This is a genomic window from Rhodococcus sp. 4CII (genome assembly GCF_014256275.1).
Taxonomy (GTDB): Bacteria; Actinomycetota; Actinomycetes; order Mycobacteriales; family Mycobacteriaceae; genus Rhodococcus_F; species Rhodococcus_F wratislaviensis_A.
Genome location: NZ_JACCFE010000002.1, coordinates 181,539 through 200,733 on the forward strand (window position 1 = coordinate 181,539; position 19,195 = coordinate 200,733).

General features: G+C 66.1%; 21 protein-coding genes and 3 pseudogenes. 14 read left to right on the plus strand and 10 right to left on the minus strand.

All coding sequences use genetic code 11. The features are described from left to right. Nucleotides 1-59 precede the first annotated feature (59 nt). The 6 genes and pseudogenes from H0B43_RS01690 to H0B43_RS01715 form a co-directional block, all read left to right on the plus strand. Complete coding sequence (locus tag H0B43_RS01690; RefSeq protein WP_185729574.1) at nucleotides 60-437, plus strand: cupin domain-containing protein; 378 nt, start codon at nucleotides 60-62, stop codon at nucleotides 435-437. 41 nt (nucleotides 438-478) lie between these two features. Continuing rightward, nucleotides 479-835, plus strand: coding sequence for a nuclear transport factor 2 family protein (locus tag H0B43_RS01695; RefSeq protein WP_185729573.1), 357 nt, complete (start codon nucleotides 479-481; stop codon nucleotides 833-835). Nucleotides 836-1,211: 376 nt separating this feature from the next. Further along, on the plus strand, nucleotides 1,212-2,306 hold the full coding sequence (locus H0B43_RS01700; RefSeq protein ID WP_185729572.1) for a hypothetical protein: 1,095 nt from the start codon (nucleotides 1,212-1,214) through the stop codon (nucleotides 2,304-2,306). Nucleotides 2,307-2,367: 61 nt separating this feature from the next. After that, nucleotides 2,368-2,952, plus strand: coding sequence for a hypothetical protein (locus H0B43_RS01705; RefSeq protein ID WP_185729571.1), 585 nt, complete (start codon nucleotides 2,368-2,370; stop codon nucleotides 2,950-2,952). A gap of 149 nt (nucleotides 2,953-3,101) precedes the next feature. After that, entirely contained in the window at nucleotides 3,102-3,716 is a 615-nt protein-coding gene (locus H0B43_RS01710) for a hypothetical protein (protein ID WP_185729570.1), read from the plus strand. 384 nt (nucleotides 3,717-4,100) lie between these two features. Further along, nucleotides 4,101-4,280, plus strand: a pseudogene (locus H0B43_RS01715) (toxin-antitoxin system HicB family antitoxin); the annotation flags it as partial. 871 nt (nucleotides 4,281-5,151) lie between these two features. Here the strand turns inward: H0B43_RS01715 and H0B43_RS01720 are convergent. From H0B43_RS01720 to H0B43_RS01730, 3 genes are read right to left on the minus strand one after another with little or no spacing between them, the layout of a single operon-like run. Beyond that, nucleotides 5,152-6,798, minus strand: coding sequence for a CocE/NonD family hydrolase (locus H0B43_RS01720; protein WP_185729569.1), 1,647 nt, complete (start codon nucleotides 6,796-6,798; stop codon nucleotides 5,152-5,154). Between the two features lie 15 nt (nucleotides 6,799-6,813). Next, nucleotides 6,814-7,239 (minus strand): nuclear transport factor 2 family protein, encoded by a 426-nt coding sequence (locus tag H0B43_RS01725; RefSeq protein ID WP_185729568.1) that lies wholly within the window; start codon nucleotides 7,237-7,239, stop codon nucleotides 6,814-6,816. Next, nucleotides 7,236-7,781, minus strand: a complete 546-nt coding sequence (locus H0B43_RS01730) for a flavin reductase family protein (RefSeq protein ID WP_185729567.1) — start codon at nucleotides 7,779-7,781, stop codon at nucleotides 7,236-7,238. Before H0B43_RS01730 ends, H0B43_RS01725 begins: the two co-directional genes overlap by 4 nt. 250 nt (nucleotides 7,782-8,031) lie before the next feature. Here H0B43_RS01730 and H0B43_RS01735 point away from each other — a divergent pair, with 250 nt between their 5' ends. The 5 genes from H0B43_RS01735 (at nucleotide 8,032) to H0B43_RS01755 (ending at nucleotide 13,771) form a co-directional block, all read left to right on the plus strand. Further along, nucleotides 8,032-9,246 carry an acyl-CoA dehydrogenase family protein gene (locus H0B43_RS01735; RefSeq protein ID WP_185729566.1) on the plus strand — a complete coding sequence of 405 codons (1,215 nt, stop codon included), beginning with the start codon at nucleotides 8,032-8,034 and terminating at the stop codon, nucleotides 9,244-9,246. A gap of 50 nt (nucleotides 9,247-9,296) precedes the next feature. Beyond that, nucleotides 9,297-10,493 carry a CaiB/BaiF CoA-transferase family protein gene (locus H0B43_RS01740; protein ID WP_185729565.1) on the plus strand — a complete coding sequence of 399 codons (1,197 nt, stop codon included), beginning with the start codon at nucleotides 9,297-9,299 and terminating at the stop codon, nucleotides 10,491-10,493. Continuing rightward, complete coding sequence (locus tag H0B43_RS01745) at nucleotides 10,490-11,326, plus strand: citryl-CoA lyase (RefSeq protein WP_185729564.1); 837 nt, start codon at nucleotides 10,490-10,492, stop codon at nucleotides 11,324-11,326. The genes H0B43_RS01740 and H0B43_RS01745 overlap by 4 nt, the downstream gene beginning before the upstream one ends. Nucleotides 11,327-11,347: 21 nt before the next feature. Beyond that, nucleotides 11,348-12,211 (plus strand): dioxygenase, encoded by an 864-nt coding sequence (locus H0B43_RS01750; protein ID WP_185729563.1) that lies wholly within the window; start codon nucleotides 11,348-11,350, stop codon nucleotides 12,209-12,211. Nucleotides 12,212-12,433: 222 nt separating this feature from the next. Next, complete coding sequence (locus H0B43_RS01755) at nucleotides 12,434-13,771, plus strand: CdaR family transcriptional regulator (protein ID WP_185729562.1); 1,338 nt, start codon at nucleotides 12,434-12,436, stop codon at nucleotides 13,769-13,771. Nucleotides 13,772-13,833: 62 nt separating this feature from the next. On the opposite strand, the gene H0B43_RS41250 is transcribed toward H0B43_RS01755, so the two are convergent. Further along, on the minus strand, nucleotides 13,834-14,241 hold the full coding sequence (locus H0B43_RS41250; RefSeq protein ID WP_312037611.1) for a hypothetical protein: 408 nt from the start codon (nucleotides 14,239-14,241) through the stop codon (nucleotides 13,834-13,836). A 196-nt stretch (nucleotides 14,242-14,437) separates the two neighbouring features. Here H0B43_RS41250 and H0B43_RS41255 point away from each other — a divergent pair, with 196 nt between their 5' ends. Beyond that, entirely contained in the window at nucleotides 14,438-14,680 is a 243-nt protein-coding gene (locus H0B43_RS41255; protein ID WP_252189876.1) for a hypothetical protein, read from the plus strand. A gap of 93 nt (nucleotides 14,681-14,773) precedes the next feature. Further along, a pseudogene (locus H0B43_RS01765) lies at nucleotides 14,774-15,141 on the plus strand (transposase); the annotation flags it as partial. 822 nt (nucleotides 15,142-15,963) lie between these two features. On the opposite strand, the gene H0B43_RS41260 reads toward H0B43_RS01765, so the two are convergent. The 5 genes and pseudogenes from H0B43_RS41260 to H0B43_RS41275 all read right to left on the minus strand — a co-directional run bounded on the left by H0B43_RS41260 (nucleotide 15,964) and on the right by H0B43_RS41275 (nucleotide 17,684). Further along, nucleotides 15,964-16,125, minus strand: a complete 162-nt coding sequence (locus tag H0B43_RS41260) for an SOS response-associated peptidase family protein (RefSeq protein WP_312037637.1) — start codon at nucleotides 16,123-16,125, stop codon at nucleotides 15,964-15,966. Between the two features lie 239 nt (nucleotides 16,126-16,364). Beyond that, nucleotides 16,365-16,684 (minus strand): annotated as a pseudogene (locus tag H0B43_RS43060) (histone-like nucleoid-structuring protein Lsr2). Next, entirely contained in the window at nucleotides 16,600-17,049 is a 450-nt protein-coding gene (locus H0B43_RS01775) for a hypothetical protein (RefSeq protein ID WP_185729561.1), read from the minus strand. Before H0B43_RS01775 ends, H0B43_RS43060 begins: the two are co-directional and overlap by 85 nt. A 48-nt stretch (nucleotides 17,050-17,097) precedes the next feature. Continuing rightward, nucleotides 17,098-17,409: a hypothetical protein gene (locus tag H0B43_RS41270; RefSeq protein WP_252189875.1), complete on the minus strand. Its 312-nt coding sequence runs from the start codon at nucleotides 17,407-17,409 to the stop codon at nucleotides 17,098-17,100. Then, nucleotides 17,385-17,684: a hypothetical protein gene (locus H0B43_RS41275; RefSeq protein WP_252190863.1), complete on the minus strand. Its 300-nt coding sequence runs from the start codon at nucleotides 17,682-17,684 to the stop codon at nucleotides 17,385-17,387. The genes H0B43_RS41270 and H0B43_RS41275 overlap by 25 nt, the downstream gene beginning before the upstream one ends. A 348-nt stretch (nucleotides 17,685-18,032) precedes the next feature. On the opposite strand from H0B43_RS41275, the gene H0B43_RS01785 reads away from it, so the two are divergent. After that, a complete protein-coding gene (locus H0B43_RS01785) occupies nucleotides 18,033-18,239 on the plus strand; it encodes a hypothetical protein (RefSeq protein ID WP_185729560.1) in 207 nt (68 codons plus the stop codon). Between the two features lie 578 nt (nucleotides 18,240-18,817). Here the strand turns inward: H0B43_RS01785 and H0B43_RS01790 are convergent. Continuing rightward, complete coding sequence (locus H0B43_RS01790) at nucleotides 18,818-19,135, minus strand: hypothetical protein (protein ID WP_185729559.1); 318 nt, start codon at nucleotides 19,133-19,135, stop codon at nucleotides 18,818-18,820. Between the last annotated feature and the right edge of the window lie 60 nt (nucleotides 19,136-19,195).

Sequence of the window (19,195 nt, forward strand, 5' to 3'; positions counted from 1 at the left end):
CGGATCCCCGCCATCCCTAACGTCGGAGGCATAGAAACCACCACTGAAGGAGGCATCCGATGCCAAGCGTTACCAAGACATCCGCATCCGAGCAGGTAAGCATCGAAGGTCTCGACGTGGGAATGGAGAATTTCGAGGGCGGGTACACCGTCTGCTTCGAGTCCCACCACGCCGACACCGACCTGGCTCCGGCCTTCCGGGGACTGCCCGATGACCGCTGCCAGTTCTCCCGCTGGGGCTACGTCGTTCGAGGCCGGGTCGGCTTCCGATTCGCCAGCCACGAGGAGACCTACTCCACCGGCGAGGCCTATTACGTCCCACCTGGCCACACCCCGATCCACTACGCCGGAACCGAGCTCGTCGAATTCAGCCCGACCGATCAGCTCGGCCAGGCCCTCGGCGTGGCCATGGCAAACCTCGGCGTCGAGGTTCGGTGATGACGATGAGCACCCACCCCAATGTCGCCACCATCGATCGAATGACCGCCGCGATCGTCGAAGGCGACCGAGACACGTTGACGACCCTGTTCTCAGATGACCTCGTGCTCCACGTGAGCGGGCCGCTGCCGAGCCTCGGCGACCACGCCGGTGTTGACGGCCTGCTCGGCGCCATCGGGCTGATTTTCGAACTCACCGATGGCCAAGTAGATCTGCAGCAGCTTTCCTGCCTTGCCGACGACACCTACGCCGCCGAGTGGGAACACGCGGTGTTCACGCGAAACGGTCGCTCCGTCGAAGTCAAGAACGCCTTCATCTACCGCTTCGACCAAGGCCGGATCGCGGAGATGTGGATGATCTGCGCCGGGAGACCCGAACTCACCTCGTTCTGGAACTGACTCCACCGTCCTCGTCGACGTCGTCTCCTGGCCGTCTCGGTGTCACGGCGTCACGCTCGACGATTCTTGGGTTCGTGCGGTCAGCGATCCTCTACGGACAGCTATCGCGGGCTCTGACCGTCGCGGTATTCTTCAGCGCAAGGTAGCCCCGCGCCCGATGGCGTCGTCCATCGGTTCGTCGAGTGCGTGGGGTGTGACGATGCTCGCCGAAACGGCTAATCGCACTCTTGCTGTGTTCGCCCCTGGATGGGTTCTCGATGACCGCTCGCTCGCACCACCCGCTCGCGGTGATGTCGTCGAAGTCGTGCTGACCTTCCACCCCACCGGCCAAACACCCTCACCATGTGGGCAAACCGTGCTGGCAACCGTCCGGCCGATGTTCGGGCACATCCCCTACAGCCACCCGGAGGGTGGACTGCGGTGGCCGCTCGAGGCAATCGGTGACGGATGGTCCGCCGAGTGGTTGTCCGACGGGCCCCTGACGGGACGAGTCGAACTCACCGGAAGATTCGTCGTCGATATTGCCTGGACGGGGTCCGACAATCCCGTACGGGTTCGCGGCAGGGTTCGACGGGTCCAGCTTGTCGAACAGCGCATCGAACACACCGGCAATGGACTGCGTGCCTTGGACGGCACCGAGCGACTGACCGAGGTCGAGTCCACCCCGCACCGCTACTGGTCGAACTGGGAGACGCTCTCGACCGAGGACCACTTCCAGGGGACTGGAGTGCTGATCGACCTGGACGTCGACAACGTACCGGTCACCGAGGCGGAGTTCGTCGCCGGCGCGGTCTCCATCGACGGACCCGACGTGTGGGTGATGGATCGGTCGAATCCTGTCCTGCTGCACATTGACACGGGGTCGACACCACCGCGAATCGTCGAGTATCTGTTGCCGCTGACGATCGAGCCGCCGACGGACCAGTGGACCCGCAAGGTCCACGCCGACCGCGGCGGGTGCTGGATCACCTCCCGGCACGAGGTGTTCCGGTGCGACCGTGCCGGGGACGGAACGTTGACCATTGAACGCGTCTGTGCCGAAGGCGGTAGCAGCGTCGTCGTCGACGGGCGACTGTTCCTTGTCGGCACCACGTATCCGATGCTGCGTCGAGACCGCCGGTACGGGGTGGTGCGCGTCGATCCCGATGCTCACCCGGTGCGGATGCTCGACGACGAGCGGCGACTGGTCCCGGTCGATGATCCGGCAACCGTGGCCCGGGTGACCGCTCAGCCGCGACGTGCCGACAAGGCGCGCGGCGCCGACGACACCGAATGGGTCGCCGTCGTCGAACTCACCGCGACATCTCCGGACGGCACACGCCGGCGAGTCGACCTCGATGCCCGTACTCGGGGCACGGTGCAGTGGATTCAGCCGGATCCCTTTGCCGATCCCGCGAACGCGGACATCGTGGCAAGAATCTCGGTGCCGATGCCGGGTGCGCGGACCACCGACACGACCGCTGGTCCATGATCAGACCCGTGCCCCATCGGGTGATGGAGTCATGACACAACGTCTGCTGACCGTGCCGATTGTGATCAAGTCCGACGTGCTGCCCTACACCGCCCCCTTCCACCTGGATAGCCGAATTGGGGTCCATCTGTCCTGGACACCCACACTGGGGCGGTGGTGGCGCATTCTTGCGGAGGGGTGGCACACCACCATGCCGATCCGGCTGCACTCAGAAGTCGTCGCCGGCACGCGCGACACGTACATCACGCAGGGCGGGACACCCGTTGCCGTCGAGGTGGTGGCGGAACTGGCCGGAGTCCGTGTTGCGACGCATGTTGCTCTGCCGCTCCCTGCTTCGCGTCGTATCGAGGTCTCCGGCGCGCTCAATGTGTCGAAGCCTGCTGACCGGACCGATGGACGGCGGATCCGGTCTCGCGTGCTTCCCACCACCGGCAGGGTGGGCCGCATCCGGATGTTGTGCGTCGCGGTCGGGGTTCCCGCCGACGCTCCCGACGGTTGGGTCGCGAGCCAGTATCTACCGGGAACGGTGCGCGAGTACGAACTCCGTCGCAGCCCAGCAGGCGTGTACACCTATCCGACCGCTGAAGGCGATGACGGGGATTACCGCGAGGAGCTTCTCGTTGTCGACTTGATGTGCGACGGATGAACCGCCGCGAGCCGCCCCCGTCGCGGGATCATCTTATGGATGAAGTCCGCACCGATCGCTTACATCGCCGGATTCCACGCCAGCTGTTCTTCTACGAGGTATGGCCTGCTGACTATCCTTCGGTTCTCAGCGCACGGTCGGGAGGGTTCATGAGCATCCGAATATCGTCGAACCCAGCGGACGACGAACCGGGGAACAGGTTGTTGCCGGTTCGCGACAGAATCGACGAAGACCTACGCACCCACCCAGCGGTAAGGCTTGCGCGCGAAGCAGTCCCATTGATGCACCGCACCACGGCTGGAGAGCGATTCGGCCCAGTCCGGCTCATCGAGCGCGACTCCGATGTCGCCGTCGTATTCGCCGCAGATACCACCCCTTGGGCGGTTCTTGTTCAGCCAGGCGGCGATTCACCGAAGGCATCCCTCATCCTCGGGGTGCCCAATCCCCGCGTTGGATTCGGTCGCTCGTTTCGAGCTTCGTACTTGGCGCGGTTGACCGTCCATCAATCCGGCGATCCGTCCGTCGCGAAGGTACCACCAGAGTTCGGGTGGATGGCACTGGCCGGAATCGCTGCCGACGGCGTGTCTCAGTTCGAAGTGAGGTCGTCGCTCGATACAGACACCGGAGATGTCGGAGCCGACGGAGTCGTCTTTGCGGTGCTCCGTGCGCGGTGGAGAGAGAAACTGCACCTCGCCGTAACCCTTGCCAGCGGCGAGACAGTCCCCATCCATCATCCAAGCCTGCGGCCCGAGCGCCCGAGCTGACGACATGAATGCAGACTATGACGCCCGGGCCCCCATCCGACTCGTACTCGAGGGTTCCCGCGTGGTCGTGCAATGGCGCGTCGATGGCACGAGCCTCGTAGCTCCGGAAGACGACCTAGACGCGATCTTTCTGCGAGATCCTCCGAGTCCGCATGGAATCTGACAGAAACCACGCGACCCTGGCTCGATCGCAAGTTATGCGAGTGGGTCAGCTACCCGACCATCGCCGAGATCCACCGATCCGATCGAGACCGGATGGCCCGCGTCTCGTTCGAGCGACCGATGTTCATGCCGCCGGCCCCACACCCTGAAGTTGAAATCAGGCAGAGAAGACGCGGCAGGGGCTCCGGGAAGTCGAACGAGAATCCCCTCGACTGATACGGAACTAGCGAACAACCGGAGGCTCCCGCGAGAATGCGGAAGTTCATGGTGCGCACTTCCCCGCAGGTGCGCCGGAGCCTGGCGATCGAAGCAGAGGAGCAGGGCGTCTCGCTCAACATGCTGGTCAACCAGAAGATCACGGCTCCTACTGCGCCTCGGTCGACAGCGGCCGGCGCCGCCTGACGGGCCGCCTCCGGCAAAGTTGGAGAACGTTAACAACTTGACGCTGCAAGTACTTTCACCGTTTGCGTCATAGGCTGCATGTGCTTTGTGTCCAACGAATTGGCGCGCGGGGAGGTCACGCTTCGCGTGGCGGCGCGCACAGTCCAGGGAACCTGCCCATAGTCGTTCGTTCGCGGTATCCGGCGCAACATCCAGGACTCAGGGGCCCAACGGTTCTGAGCCGGTAGGCCCGTCGAAACACCCACAGAACCAGGTTGCTCGCAAGTACACACGTCTACCCCGCCGCCAGACGGGCCAGGAGCCCGGCGATCACCACGATCGATGTCCGGCGCCACCAGCGGATCCGAGCCCGCGGGTGCCGGGGCTGCGCGAGGGTTGGTTCGGTGGGCCCGCTGGGTTTCCTCCCACTGCGGTGGTGTGGGTGGTCCCGGTGTGGGCGCCCCGGCGGATGCTACCGGTCGGTGTCCGATTCTTCCCGCACCGATGTCGGGATGTCGGCCTCCCATGAGTCGGTGCTCGGTGTACAGACCAGCACCGCGCGAAAGAAATCATCGGTCAGGCCACCCCGAGGACGGGTTCACCGCCAATCCAACTTCGGATCCGGTCATCGCGTTCGGACCCATGACATCTCATCCGTGGTCCGGGCAGAGGAGACCGGGCGTGGTGGTCCATCTGGTGCTTGCGAGCCATCGTCGAACCGGGCCGGCCAGCTCACAGTTCTCGGCCAGTACTGCGAAGTGGTCGGCGAGAATCGGCCCATCGACGCAGACACTGCACGCAACGTCGAACGCTGGTTGCCCGGGTTCGCAATGACGGCAGTGCTGGTGGGTTTGCGCCCCGGCGGTCCGGCCGGACTTGGCCCGAGTGGCGGTCAGTTCGCGATTACGGGCAGCAGCAGGTGCGAGTCGAAATCGCCGCCCGTGTGGATGATGTGGGTGCCGGCATTGACGGTGAAGGCATGCGATTGGGCGAACAGACCCTGGGCGTAGGTGTTGACATCGTGGCCCTGGATGAGCAGGCGCAGCGACTCACCGGCGTGAAAAACGGTTCCGGCCGGCCAGATCTCGATGTCGACGGGCACGATCTCCCCGGGCGTGAGGGGCTGGTCGCTCTGGTGGGTGTAGCGGGGTTGCTCGGGCGTGGAGTCGAGGTCGAGTTCGCGGCGGCTCACGCGCAGCCACCCGAGGGCGACGTTGCCGTCGTCGAAGGTGGAGAAGAACGGGAAGTGCACGATGTTGCGGTCACGGTCGATCTTCTGCAGGGCCACGAACACATCCAGATCGTTCGCCCCCTCTGCCTCGACCCACAGCCGCAGCTTCGCGTACCCGGTCAGCTCGGTGTCGGTGGTGAAGGTGTGCTCGAAACTGGTGCTGCCCTCGCGGGCGTCGTAGCGGGCGGTCGCGGCGGCGGAGGCCTGGGCGGCATCCAGGGTGCGCGTGCCGGCGTCGAGGTACAGCGGGGTGTAGTCGGTGCGGGCGAGGGGCCATTCGGTCTCGTCGCGCCAGGTGCCGGTGTAGGCGCGGTCGCGGATTTCCAGCCGCACCGGAGGCCAGTCGGTGACCTCGGTGTCTTCACCCTTGAGGACGTGGTCGAAAAAGGCGACCTGGCGGGCCTGGCTTGCCCGGTCGTAGTAGTAGGCCCACTTCTTGCGGCCGTGGACTTCGAGCCATTTCCTCGGTGAGGAGGCCTTGCGGAACCCTTCGAGGGTGCCGCGGGTGTGCAGGCCGTGGTCGGACCAGCTGGCGACGATGTAAGCGGGGACCTCGATCGCCGTCAGGTCGGGGGCCTTGGACTGCCAATACTCGTCGTAGAACGGGTGATTCATCGCGTTGGCGAGGACGTCTTCGACCTGGCCGTGGGAATTCGCGATCAGCGGGGCAAGCGCGGTGGTGAACTGGGTTTCGGGGATACCGCCGTGGGTGCCGACCTCCTTGTACTGGTCAGAGAATCCCTCCCACGGGTTGATCGCGGCCAGGTGCGCGGGCCTGCGAGCCGCCACCGCCCACTGGATGACCGAGTACCAGGACACCCCGGCCATGCCGACCTTGCCGCTGCTCCAGTCCTGTTCGCCCGCCCAGTCGACGAGGTCGCAGCACGCGTCGACTTCTTCGGGGCCGAACATGGTGACGTTGCCTTCCGAGCCCCAGGAACCGCGGGCGTCGGCGAGGATGACGGCGTACCCGTGACCGACCCAGAATGCGGGGTCGGGGGTTTCGAAGGCGGTGTACTTCGACAACTGATCGAGGTCGACGTCGTGGCCGGGCCAGCCGGCATAGTTCAGGGCACCGTGCTTGCCATAGGGCGCCCAGGCGACCAGGGCGGGCAGGCCGGTGGTGACGTCCTTCGGGCGGTACAGGTCGACCAGCAGGGTGAGGCCGTCACGCATCGGGACTGCGACGTTGCGTTCGATCAGCATGTCGCCGTCGATCTCGCGGCTGTAGTCGGGTCCGGGCCAGCCCGCCTCTTCCGGCGGGTTTCCGGGGACGAAGACGACGGCGTTGTCGGTGTGGGTGGTCATCGGAAGTTCCTCCGGTCAGTTGGTGGTGGAGTAAGTGGGGGTCGGGAGCTGCCAGGCGCGGGCGACCGCGAACGAGGCGAAGCGCCACTCGTTGTGGTCGTGGATGAAGGTGGCGCGGTAGTCGCCGATCGCGAGGAGGGTCGCGTCGGTGTCGAGGGACCAGCGGGAATAGCGGCAGCGTGCGGCAGCCTGGTCGGGTCCGGCGACGTCGATGATGGTGTTGGTCAGCAGGTGTCGGCTCGGTGCTGCGTCGGCGAACAGTGCGGTGTAGTGGACGCTGATGTCGTCGCGGCTGCGCAGGGTGGTGCCGGCGAATTCCACTGTGGCGTGGGCGAACAGTGCGGCGACAGCGTTTGCGTCGCGGTCGTCGGCGTGCTCGGCGTAGGTACCGAACAGGTTGTGCACGTGGTGGCCGAGTGCGCCGAGATCGATATCGGTCACATCGTCCACCAATCCAGCCGGGTGGAGCAGACGTCGCGGGCGGCACCCGGATGCAGGCGGGACAGTTTGCCCCGGTGAAAGACCAGCGGCCGGTGGTCGCTGTAGTCGACATGGTGGACGCGGCCCATCATGCCCAGGTGGTCGCCGGCCTCGAAGACCGATTCGCGGGTGCATTCGATCCACGCGGATGCCCCGTGCAAGCGGGGGGCATCTGAACAGCAGCGTTCCCACTGCCCGAGGTCGAACTTCGCTCCGGTCCGGGAGGCGAATCCGAAGCACACGTCGCCCTGCCCCTCGGCGAGGACGTTGAAGCAGAACTGATCGACCGAACGCAGCTGGGTGAACGTGTCGGAAGTGGCGAGCGCAAAGAACGTGACCAGCGGCGGGTCCGAGGACACCGAGGCCAATGATCCGATGGTCATTCCAATCGGACCCTCCGCGCCGGCGGCGGTCACCACGGCCACCGAGGTGGGTATCCGGCCGAGCGTGCGGCGCAGTGTGGACGGGTCGACCTGGTGCGGGTGACTGGCTGTGAGCGACATCTGCCTTCTCCTGCTCGGGGACATCGTACGAATACCGATAGTGAAGCGCGCCACACCCCACGGACGCTTGTGCGCAGCAGCACAGCGGGGCGGATCGCTTTGTGCTCTGAGCTCAAAACGGTGCCGCTCCTGGGCGAGGAACCCTACCCCGGCTCCGATCTTTGGTGGGTGAGCACAAGCCGGGAGGGCGGCCGGGGCCGAAGTATGTGATTCGCACCGCATTTCCTGCCCGATGACGAAGGAACTCCCCATGACTCTTGCGACCGACCTCCCCGCCACCACCGAGGACGTGGATCTGTCCGCCGAGCTGCCCCGCCGCGCCGCCGCGCTGACGGACCTGCTGCGCTCGAATGCCTTCCGTGCCGATGCCGAACGCCGGGTCCCGGAGGAGAACATCGACGCGCTCGCGGCCGCCGGATTGTTCAAGTTGTCGGTGCCGCGCCGGTTCGGTGGCCACCAGGTGGACTTCACCACCTTCTTGAAGGTCACCTCCACGCTGGGTCAGGCCTGCGGGTCGACCGCATGGACGGCGACGTTGATCAACGTGTGCGGCTGGCTGATCGGCCTCTACCCGGACCAGGCGCAGCGGGAGGTGTTCGACGCCGACCCGGAGGCCCGGATCTGCGGTGTCGTCGCACCGAACTCCACCACCAAGGCCGTCGACGGGGGCCTGGTGGTGACCGGCAAGTGGGGCTTCGCCTCCGGTTGCCTGCATTCACAGTGGGCGATGCTCGGCGTTCCGGTCGTCGACGAGAACGGCACCCAGATCGACCAGGGCATGGCGTTGATCCCGATGAGCGAGCTGACCGTCGAGGACACCTGGTACGTCGCCGGGATGCGCGGCACCGGCAGCAACACCCTCGTCGCCGACGAGGTGTTCGTCCCCACCCACCGCATCCTGTCGGTGACCCAGGCCATCGAGGGGGTGTATCCGACCGAGCACAAGGACGAGGAACTCTACCGGGCCGCGTTCGTGCCGGTGCTCTCACTGGTTCTCGTCGGACCGCAGCTCGGTCTCGCGCAGGGCGCCCTCGAGCTGGTCAAGGAATCACTCGCCAAGGGCCGCGGCATCTCGTACACCTTCTACGACAAGTCCACCGACTCCGGATCCACCCAGCTCAACATGGCCCACGCGGCGTCGCTGATCGATACCGCTGCGCTGCACTGCTTCCGGGCCGCCGCCGATATCGACGCGGCCACCCGGACCACCGACTACCTCGACTTCGCTACCCGGGCCCGTGCGCGGATGGACGTCGGGGTGGTAGCCACCCGGGCCCGCGAGGCCATGGATCTGCTCCTGAGCGTTCAGGGCGCCGGCAGCTTCGCCGAGGTCAGTCCGTTGCAGCTCAAGTGGCGTGACCTCGAGACCGGATCCCGGCATGCCGTGGTCAACCCGGCGATCGCCGCCGAGGCCTACGGCCGCGCCCTGATCGGAGTCAGCGAGCAGATCACCCCCCTGATCTGACGCCTCCCTCCCTGCCCGCACGGGCGACGAACTTCAAGGACTGATACGACGTGAGCACTCCCCACGGCGGCGGCCCGGCGCCGTCCCGCCCCCTCGACGGCATCGTGATTGCCGACTTCTCCCGGGTCCTCGCCGGCCCCTACGCCACCATGCTGCTCGCCGATCTGGGCGCCGAGGTGATCAAGGTCGAAGGTCCGGGCGGGGACGACACCCGCTCCTGGGTGCCCCCGGTCCGCCCCGACGGCGTCTCCACCTACTACGCGGCCATCAACCGCAACAAGAAGTCGATCGTCATGGACTTCAAGGACCCCGACGACCTCGCCGTCGCGCACGCCCTCTCCGCCCGCGCCGACGTCGTCATCGAGAATTTCAAACCGGGCGGACTGACCCGGTTCGGTCTCGACTACGACTCGGTCCGCGATCGCAACGAGACGGTGATCTATTGCTCGATCAGCGGATTCGGTTCCGCCGAGGGCGCCACCCTGCCCGGCTACGACCTGATCGTGCAGGCGATGTCCGGGCTGATGAGCCTGACCGGACACCCGGACGGGCCCGCCTACCGGGCCGGGATCAGCGTCTTCGACGTGATGGCCGGACTGCACTCGACGATCGGGATCCTCGCCGCCCTGCGGCACCGGTCGCAGACCGGGACGGGCCAGAACATCGAAACGAGCCTGCTCGCGTCGGCGATGAGCGGGCTGGTCAACCAGACCTCCGCCTACGTCGCGGGCGGGGTCACCCCGCACCGGATGGGCAACGCCCACCCGAGCCTGTTCCCCTACGAGCCGCTGCCCACCGCCGACAACGACCTGATCATCGCCGCCGGCAACGACGGCCAGTTCCGCAAACTCGTCGAGGTCCTCGGTGTTCCCGAACTCGCCGACGACCCCCGCTTCGCCCGCAACGCCGACCGCACCGAGCGCCGGGAGGAACTGCGGCCGTTGCTCGTCGAGCGATTGAAGACCCAGCCGGTGGAGCACTGGTTCGCCAAACTCAACGACGTCGGTGTGCCGAACGGGCCGATCAACACCATCGCCCAGGGAGTGCAGTACGCCGAGAAACTCGGCCTGGCACCGATCGTGCAGGTGGGACCCCCAGGTGCGACCGTGCCCGGGGTCCGCAACCCGATCTCGTTCTCGGGAATCGAACCCCGCTACGACCTGGCGCCGCCCGCACTCGGCCAAGACACCGACGAGATCCGAGCCTGGCTGTCCGCCACGGCAACCGCCGCGAACGGAGCGACATGACCACCGACCACACGACACCTCAATACCCGACGTCACTGAGCACCTCCACCGCCACCGAGATCAACCTCCTCGGTCACGACCTGGCCGGCGACCTGATGGGCAAGGTCAGTTTCGGGGAACTCGCCTTCTGGCTGGTCGCGATGCGCCGACCCGGCCCCGGCGAGCTGCGGGTCTTCGAATCGGTCCTCGTCGCCCTCGCCGACCACGGCTTCACCCCCACCGCCATCGCCGCCCGAGTCACCTACCTCAGTGCCCCCGATTCGCTGCAGGGGGCGATCGCTGCCGGCCTGCTCGGTGGCGGGTCCCGTTTCCTCGGTGTCACCGAGGACTGCGGCCAGTTCCTGCACGCCGCGATCGAGGCGCATCAGGGTGAGCTTCCGGGCACCGACGACGAGTGGGACCAGATGGCCCTCGACGCCATCGCCCGCCAACACAAGCTCGGCAAACACGTTCCCGGCCTGGGGCATCCGAACCACAAGGACGGCGACCCCCGCACCCCGGTGCTGATCGGCATCGCCGCCGAGGAAGGGCTGCGTGGCCCGCACCTGCAACTGTTCGAAGCGATCGGCCGGATGAGTGAACGCGGCGTCGGCCGCAAGCTCCCGCTCAACGGCGCCGGCGTCTGCGGCGCAGCGTTGGCCGACCTGGGCCTACCGGTCGAGCTGCTCCGCGGGTTCGCGCTGCTGGCCCGCTGCGCCGGGCTGCTGGGGCAGATCGCCGAGGAACGCCGCAACCCGATCGCCAGCCAGATCTATATGAGCGTCGACCGGGGCGCCGTCTACGTCGATCCCGACACCGCCGCCGACCCGGCCACTGACCACAACCCTCATTGAGAAACAACCAAGGAGACGACGATGGCCTTCGTCAACGAGGACAACATCACCGACCTCGCCATCAAACGCTGGTCCACCGCCCACTCGCCGCGAGTGGCCGAGTTGATGACCGCTCTCGTCCGGCACATCCACGACTACGCCCGCGAAGTGGAACTGACCGATCAGGAGTGGATGTCCGCCATCGACTGGCTCACCGAAGTCGGGCAGATCAGCAACGACAAACGGCAGGAGTTCATCCTCGCCTCCGACGTCGTCGGTCTGAGCATGCTGGTGGTGCAGATGAACAACCGCTTCGACGACAAGGCCACCCCGGCCACCGTCCTGGGCCCCTTCCACATCGACGGCTCACCGCCGGCCCCGTTCGGATTCGACATGTCCGAGGGCATCGCGGGCACCCCGCTGTTCATCACCGGCACCGTCACCGACACCGCCGGCGCCCCGATCCCCGGAGCCGTCCTCGATGTGTGGCAGGCCGACGCCGAGGGCACCTACGAAGCGCAGATGCCCGAGATCGACGAAGCGCGGCTGCGGGCGAAGTACCAGGCCCGCGAGGACGGCACCTACTGTGTCCGCACCATCGCCCCGCTCGGCTACACCATCCCGATGGACGGCCCGGTCGGGAAACTGATGACGAGCACCGAGATCAGCGAGTACCGGCCCGCGCACGTGCACTTCATGTTCGACCAACCCGGATACAAGAAGCTGATCACCCACCTGTTTCAGCAGGACACCGACTACCTCGACACCGACGTGGTCTTCGGCGTCAAGGACCCGCTGATCACCGCGTTCGTCGAACACCCCGCCGGGCCCAGCCCGGACGGCGGGACCATGGAACAACCGTTCCTGGTGGGGCACTTCGACTTCATCCTCCAACCAGACCACTGACATCACCGCACCACCCGTGCCGGCCCGGCCACTACCGCAAGTGGGTGACCGCGGCCGACATCGGCGTGACGCCCCCCAGCCGGGAGTTCGATATTCCACAACGTCCCATCCCTGGTCGCGGCATCATCGACACCAGGAACCACCACGCACCGAACGCACCGTCCGAGTAGTCAGGCCTGACATTGACACCCACCGGCAGCCATACCCGGCACGGAGTCCGGCATGCCTGATCCCACGCCACCGGCCCCCGGCACCTGGACCCGGCCGTGGCTGCGGAACCTGCGCGCACACGCCACCGCACCGAAACCTGCCAGCACCGCCGCCACCGTCGCCGACGCCATCGACCGCGTCGGGCTCGGCCCCGTCGAATGGGCCTGCGAGGTCGGCCATGCCATGGCAACTCGCATCATCGTCGAAATCCCCGAACTCGGCGGCGGCACCGAGCAGTTCGACACGCTGCGCATGGGCACCGAATCATCGACCCTGCGGTCCCTGATCTGGATCAGCGGAACCGCCGAATCGTCCCCCGCCATCACCGACGAAGCCCTCGTCGGCGTGCGCGAATTCGTCCGCCGCGGCGTCTCCCTCGACCGAGTCCTGCGCGGCATCCGGCTCGGACACGCCCAGATGGCCAAAGCGTTCATGGCCGCCTGCCGAGAACTCGTCCCCGCCGCCGAGCGCACCGATCAAATGCAAACCATCACCGACGTCCTGTTCGACTACATCGACGACTTCTCCGGCGAAATGGCCGGCGAATACATCAGCGAACGCGACCGATGGATGGCCAGCGCAGCGGCCGCCCGCGACGAGGCCGTCCGCCAAATCCTCAACGGCGACCTCACCGACACCACCGCCGCGCACCACGTCCTCGGCTACGACCTGACCCGCCACAACATCGCCGCCACCCTCTGGTACGAACCCACCCGCAACCGCTCCGACACCTCCGAGCTCCAAACCGCCGCCCAGGACGTCCTCACCCGGCTCGGTGCCACCCACCGCCTCGTTGTCCCAGTGGGCGCCGGCCGACTCTGGGCCTGGGGCAGCCGCCGCGAATTCGACCCCGCCATCTCCCTCGACGACGCCCGACCTGCCCAACAGGACATCCGCATCGCCACCGGTACCCCCGCCTTCGGCATCGACGGTTTCCGCCGATCCCACCACGAAGCTGTCGCCACCGAACGTACCGCCCGCGCCTCCACACCCGACAAAGACGGCTGGGCCACCACCTATGCCGACCTCGCCATCCCCGCGATGCTGACCACCGACCTCGCCGTCGCACGCGACTTCGTCCAACGAGAACTCGGCCCCCTGGCCGCCGAAACGACTCACGCCGCCGACCTCCGCAGCACCCTGCTCAGCTACTTCGACGAAGAAAGCAGCCCCTTCGCCGCCGCCCGCCGCCTCCACGTCTCCCGCAACACCGTCGCCTACCGCGTGAAACGCGCCAGCGAACTCCTCGGCTACGACATCACCACCCGCCGGTACCAACTCCACACCGCACTGATCCTCGCCGACCGCTTCGGTACCACCGTCCTCCACACAACTACCAACCCATCCTGACAACACCACGAGGCTCAGAACCCCAGGCGAATGCAGTCAGGGTTGTGAAATGCCAGGGTCAGTCAGCATCCTCGAGCGCGGGCACAGTGCCGTGGTGGACTAGCGATGGTGCAGCGAGCGTCCAGCCACCGAACCCCAGGAGGATCGTGTGCGGGCGGCAGCGGGTCGGTGAGAGGGCTGTTCGGGCGCTCCAGCGGTCGGAACTCCTCCCGGAGCTGACGGCGCATCGAGACTGTGAGCCCCGAGCTCACCGACCCCACCGGAACCAACCGCCCCTCGGCGTCGTACGCGCCGAGAATCAGCGCGGCGACCGACCGGCTCGAGCCGACGAACCCGATCACCAGCAGGCTCGATGTCGTACGCAGAGCATGCTTGATCCAGGCCCTGCTTCGCTGGCCGGGAAGGTAGATCGATGTCGACCGCTTCGCCAAAACGCCCTCCATCCCAGCGCTTTTCGCGGCATTCAGCATGCTCTTGCCACTCTGATTCTCCCAAACGGCGGGACGGTGATCGGCAGGCCGCCCACGTCCTGGAGGATCGAATCCAGCTTGCCAGCTCCGCCCGACGGGCCAGATACGACACCTTCGTGAGATCCCGATCGTCGCGCGTCAGGACGCCGAAACGTAAGAACGTCACAGGGATTCGCCGTTGCAGCGGTTTCATCGCATGGACGATCCCCATTCTGCGCTGGAGCAGACCGAACGAGGGGGTGCCGTGATCGAGGACGACGACCCCCGGCTGTGTTCTCTGCAGCAAATCTTCTCGGTGTTGATCACCGGTCAGCGCCGCCACCAGCGCCTCGTCGATCAACCGCTCCTCGTGCTCGGTGGACGGGTGCGATCGCACGGGTCGGCCGGGCCGACGAAACCAAGCAAACATGAACTCCCCCTGTCCGTGCCGACACGCTAACGCCTCACGACACCCAGGCGCCGGGCGCGGAGGCGGGGGACCGACATTCCCCCAAGCACTCCGTGCAGGGAGGTGCCCCCACCGAGCACTGGGACCGATGAGGGCAAGCTCTACCTCTGCGCGATCAAGGACTGCCTCTCCACACGGATCGTCGGCTACTCGATCGCGGACCGGATGACCGTGGACCTGGCGTGTTCGGCGCTGCGAAATGCTATCGCGCTCCGCAACCCGGACGGCACCGTCGTGTATTCCGATCGCGGCAGCCAATTTCGCTCAGGAATGTTCGTAGAATTCTTGTCCCGCAATGGTTTACAAGTCCCCATGGGAAGGGTGGGGGCATGTGGTGACAATGCGGCGATGGAATCGTTCTTCGCGTTGCTTCAACGCAATGTCCTCGACCGTCGCCGCTGGAGCAGCCGTGAGGACTACGGTTGGCGATCGTCGGGTGGATCGAGACGACGGCATCAGACCCAATCTGATGTCGACCGACGCAAGACGGAAGCTCTGCAAAGTGCAGGATGGAAGGTCGTTCGAATACGCGAGACGACACCCAACCGTCGCCCCCTCCCCCACGTCCCCGGGACCATCGTTTCGTGCACTGATTCGGAAGACCCCACTATGGTTGCCCGTCGCGTGGTCACAGCCCTCACCACGTTCTGCACACACACGACTGACCTACGACTTTGCTCCTCAACCGATTTGAGCACCCTCCGGTGAGACGGAGTTAATTCGGGGTGACCAAGACCTGCAACTCACCAATTCTCTGCTGGTAGGGTGGATGTAAGCGGAACGGGAACAACTCCCCCAGCTGAAGCTCCCGGATATACAACTGTCCAGTTCACAATCTACGTCGAAGTCGCCGAGACGTTGAACCTATCGCCGTTCGGCTGGCCAATCGATGTCATTTCTATGTAGTGATCGCAAGTCGGCGACGGCATACCACTCGGTGGCGCAAGTGGACTGGCATCGACTACGTCGGTGTACGGAGTGAATGGCAACAGCGCTCCTCGGCAGAGGATCGCATCGCCATCACCGAAGTTTACAACGACACCGGTGTTGACCGCCGTCGCATAGACCAGAAGGCCGCCCGGACGCGCGGCGGTTCAAATTACGGGACCAACCTGACTGCGTCGCAAGGCCGCCCCCGGTATCTGTACCGCCCCATGCCCACCCAAATCTGCCGACTACCCCGGTTCTCCCTCCTCCGAAATCTGCTGCTTCGGGCGTCCAACACATTTCGGGCGCCTCAAGCTGCATTCCCGTGATCGCGATGCCCACTGTGTTCATGATCTGGGCCATCGATACCGGCGTATTCGCGAGCGCCTGCTCGGGTGCCACTTCCGATACACACGTTTTTCATGCACGACCTCGGCGCGGGCGGTGATCATGCGTGAGCCGATCTTCGGGTCCTTAGACCAGAACGGGACAATGCCCCATTTCGAGATTGCGCAATTGTCGCCGGCGCTCCTCGTCGGTCTCTTTCGGTACGCGGGCGATCACGACCGGTGAGGTCTTCGTGGGTGCCACGTTGTAGTCCGGCGCCATCTCCGGGTCGGCCCGTTCAGGGGTCGATCCCGACGGTCTCGAACACCGTGCTCCGACTCTTCGTCGATGCGTAGCGACCGCACATACCGATACCGTGCCACGACCGATCGACCGACCGACGAGGAGGGCGAGGCCGGCGTCAGTGCGCGTCGTGGAACCCCTGCTCGATCTCGGCGGGGATCCGGCCGTGGGAGGACAGCTCGTAGCCCGCTCGGTCGCCCAGGCGCGGATCTTCTTAAATTCGCCCCGCGACCGCTTCTCAGTAGCGGCAGTGGCAGGCCGGTCTGAGCGGTGTGTGCGGCCGCCGACTCGGGTGGAGTGGGTGATGTAGTCGGTCCAGGTGCAGTCCCTGTGAACCGAGTCGGACACCCGAATCACTCCGCCGTCAGTCGTCCCGTCGGCACCAGTAACGCCAGAAGCGCGACGATCAGGCCACCGCCGGCGAGGTACAGCCCCCAGCGATCGGTGAGCATGGTGTCGTAGTTGTCTCGGAGGTAGTCGCCGACACTGTCATTGAGCCGCCACCCGAACACCGCAATCGTGCCGATCCCTACGCTCACGGCCAGCCACTCGGCCGCACGGGAACCCACCAACGCGGCGACCAGCAGCAGGGCCGCAGCCCCCAGCAGTAGTGCCGTCATCGACTGGTAGAAGGTCACGGCCTGATTTTCGATCTGCTCGACGGTGATTCCGGTGGGGAAGCCGTCGCGGAGATCGATCACCGCGACGTCGCTCGGCGCAATGCCGCCGACGACGGGAAGGAAGGCACCGATCGCGACCGCGATGGCGCACGCGAACAGGACCAGATGAATGAAGCTGCGCATCGGCATTCTCCTCAGTGTCAGGCAGCAGATGATATGGAGCCGGTGCGGTTACTCGTCCGGCGCCCGAGGCGGGGAAGCGTGCCGAAGCTGATCGATCGACAACGACACCGCCGCGGCGCGGACCGCATCGAGTCGGGACCGTGCCACCGCACACGCCTCGAGGGCGGTCGACATGCCCAGCGCCCACGGCGCCGACTCGACCGGTGTCAGCCCACACCGCCCCCAGTGGTCCGACAGCCCGCCGAGGGCACCGTCGAGCGCTGCAATCCGAGCAGAATCCGCGTCAGGACCCGCGTCGATGGCGGAGCCGGAGGCGAGCACCCGGTAGGGCCACATCAGCACGATCCCGGTGGGCAGCATCCGATGAAACGTCTCGGCCACCAGCCACACCCCCCGATCGTGGCCCCGCAGCGGTTCGGTGACGAACGCGACGTTCGGATCAGGACCCCCTCGGTGAGGACGGTCAGCGTCCCGTACTGCTCGGTGAGGTGATTGCCGTCGAACAACCCGGCCCGCATCTCGTGATCGCCCCCGACTCGGTCCAGGCACAGGACGATCGGATCCGCGGTGCCGAGGCCGATCACCGTGAAGTCGAGTGAGCCGACGACAACAGTGCCGGCGTCGTCGATATCCACCGGTATGATCAGTTGCGCGAACCAGACCAGGCACGCGCCGACATCGCTGCCACCCACGCTCCGGAGCCGCACCCGCGGCGACAAGCAGCTCGACGGCGCTCCGGCCCTCCTCCCCAGCCAGGTCCGACACCGCGGCCAGCGACAGTGACACCGCACAGTCCTCCTTCATGTCGCGGCCCGAGCCCGAACCCCAGCCACTATCGCGCATCACCGCCCTTTCACGCGAACATCCCGGCACCCACGGGAAGCGTCACATCGATCTCGCTGTCCGCGCACCAGGCACGAACGACCGGGCGTTGAATCGATGGTCGAGACCACTACTCAGATCCACCGGGTGAATGACCATCCATGAAACCCCGCCGCGTCAGCGCAGTCGCCACTGCCGTCGACGTCGCTGCCGCCGTTACCTGGTACACGAGTTCCTTCGACCGACCTGCCGACCACCACACGCCCGGTCTCGCCGAATGGCAGCTCACCGGTGACGCGGCCCTGCAACCGGTACTCGATCCCCACCGCGCCGGCAGTTCGACGGTCACTCCCGACACAGACGCGTGAACGGCGTCCTCGCCGACACCCGAGCACGACATCATCCCGGAGTCGATCATCAACGACACAGCGACGAACACCGACCCCCCGGGCAATCGCATCACGACCACGACGCATCGCCGGGAGACGTACGCGAGCGGCAGCCCTCGCTCGGCGGCAGCCAGGAAACAGCATCGAAGTCGGACCACCGGCCGTTCGACGATCCGACTCCGAACATCGACAACAAAGCCCGGGTATGCACGACCAGACAGGCACGCCAGAAACGATCGCTGCTTAGGCCCGCGCAACCTTCACAATGTCGATTGCGGGCAAACAAGGCATTTATCGCCGCAGGGGCACCCCGGACCCGTTGCGCCCGGGCCCCGCCGCCCGATCGGCTGGGTACGCCGGTGCCGTCGTGACGCGCCGCTTGCCACCCGCGCCTCGACGCTCGACCGCATCACACTCCGGTCGGTGACACCGCACGGTGCGGATCGCCGTCGCGGCCGCTCGACACCATGTCCGGCATTCACCAGCCGGGCCCACCGGGTACGTCAATCGAATGCATGTTCGAGTTCCGTCGTGTCGACGATCGATCGGTCCTCACGTCAGTGAGCGTGCCCCGCGGGAAAATAGATCGACCCGTCGTCGCCGACGCAGCCACCCTGGGCCGGGCCGTCGCCGAAGAAGGCGCCGTTGACCGGACCGCTGCCGTTTGCGGGTGCCGATCCGATTCCCACGCCCGTGACACCGATGGCGCCGCAGGTGAAACTGTGCGGGCTATTCGAATGGATGTTCAACTGGGTGCCGGGAGTATCCGGGTCTCCGTGAAGCGTCGGCGCCGCCGCCGCGACGCCGGCACCGAGTGCGACAAGTGGTGCGGCCGCGACCGCTGCGATGGTGGTCCGCAATGCGAGTCTGTTCATCTGATATCACCCTGGGATTCCTGTGTGGCCGGCTCCCCCGCCATTTCCGTATTTCCGTTC

Bases quoted from the DNA above. Each gene is read 5' to 3' on its own strand.
- H0B43_RS01690 (WP_185729574.1), top strand. From the start codon at position 60: ATGCCAAGCGTTACCAAGACATCCGCATCCGAGCAGGTAAGCATCGAA.
- H0B43_RS01695 (WP_185729573.1), top strand. From the start codon at position 479: ATGACCGCCGCGATCGTCGAAGGCGACCGAGACACGTTGACGACCCTG.
- H0B43_RS01700 (WP_185729572.1), top strand. From the start codon at position 1,212: ATGTTCGGGCACATCCCCTACAGCCACCCGGAGGGTGGACTGCGGTGG.
- H0B43_RS01710 (WP_185729570.1), top strand. From the start codon at position 3,102: ATGAGCATCCGAATATCGTCGAACCCAGCGGACGACGAACCGGGGAAC.
- H0B43_RS01720 (WP_185729569.1), bottom strand. From the start codon at position 6,798: ATGACCACCCACACCGACAACGCCGTCGTCTTCGTCCCCGGAAACCCG.
- H0B43_RS01730 (WP_185729567.1), bottom strand. From the start codon at position 7,781: ATGTCGCTCACAGCCAGTCACCCGCACCAGGTCGACCCGTCCACACTG.
- H0B43_RS01735 (WP_185729566.1), top strand. From the start codon at position 8,032: ATGACTCTTGCGACCGACCTCCCCGCCACCACCGAGGACGTGGATCTG.
- H0B43_RS01745 (WP_185729564.1), top strand. From the start codon at position 10,490: ATGACCACCGACCACACGACACCTCAATACCCGACGTCACTGAGCACC.
- H0B43_RS01750 (WP_185729563.1), top strand. From the start codon at position 11,348: ATGGCCTTCGTCAACGAGGACAACATCACCGACCTCGCCATCAAACGC.
- H0B43_RS01755 (WP_185729562.1), top strand. From the start codon at position 12,434: ATGCCTGATCCCACGCCACCGGCCCCCGGCACCTGGACCCGGCCGTGG.
- H0B43_RS41250 (WP_312037611.1), bottom strand. From the start codon at position 14,241: ATGCTGAATGCCGCGAAAAGCGCTGGGATGGAGGGCGTTTTGGCGAAG.
- H0B43_RS41255 (WP_252189876.1), top strand. From the start codon at position 14,438: ATGGACGATCCCCATTCTGCGCTGGAGCAGACCGAACGAGGGGGTGCC.
- H0B43_RS01775 (WP_185729561.1), bottom strand. From the start codon at position 17,049: ATGCGCAGCTTCATTCATCTGGTCCTGTTCGCGTGCGCCATCGCGGTC.
- H0B43_RS41270 (WP_252189875.1), bottom strand. From the start codon at position 17,409: ATGCTGCCCACCGGGATCGTGCTGATGTGGCCCTACCGGGTGCTCGCC.
- H0B43_RS01785 (WP_185729560.1), top strand. From the start codon at position 18,033: ATGAAACCCCGCCGCGTCAGCGCAGTCGCCACTGCCGTCGACGTCGCT.
- H0B43_RS01790 (WP_185729559.1), bottom strand. From the start codon at position 19,135: ATGAACAGACTCGCATTGCGGACCACCATCGCAGCGGTCGCGGCCGCA.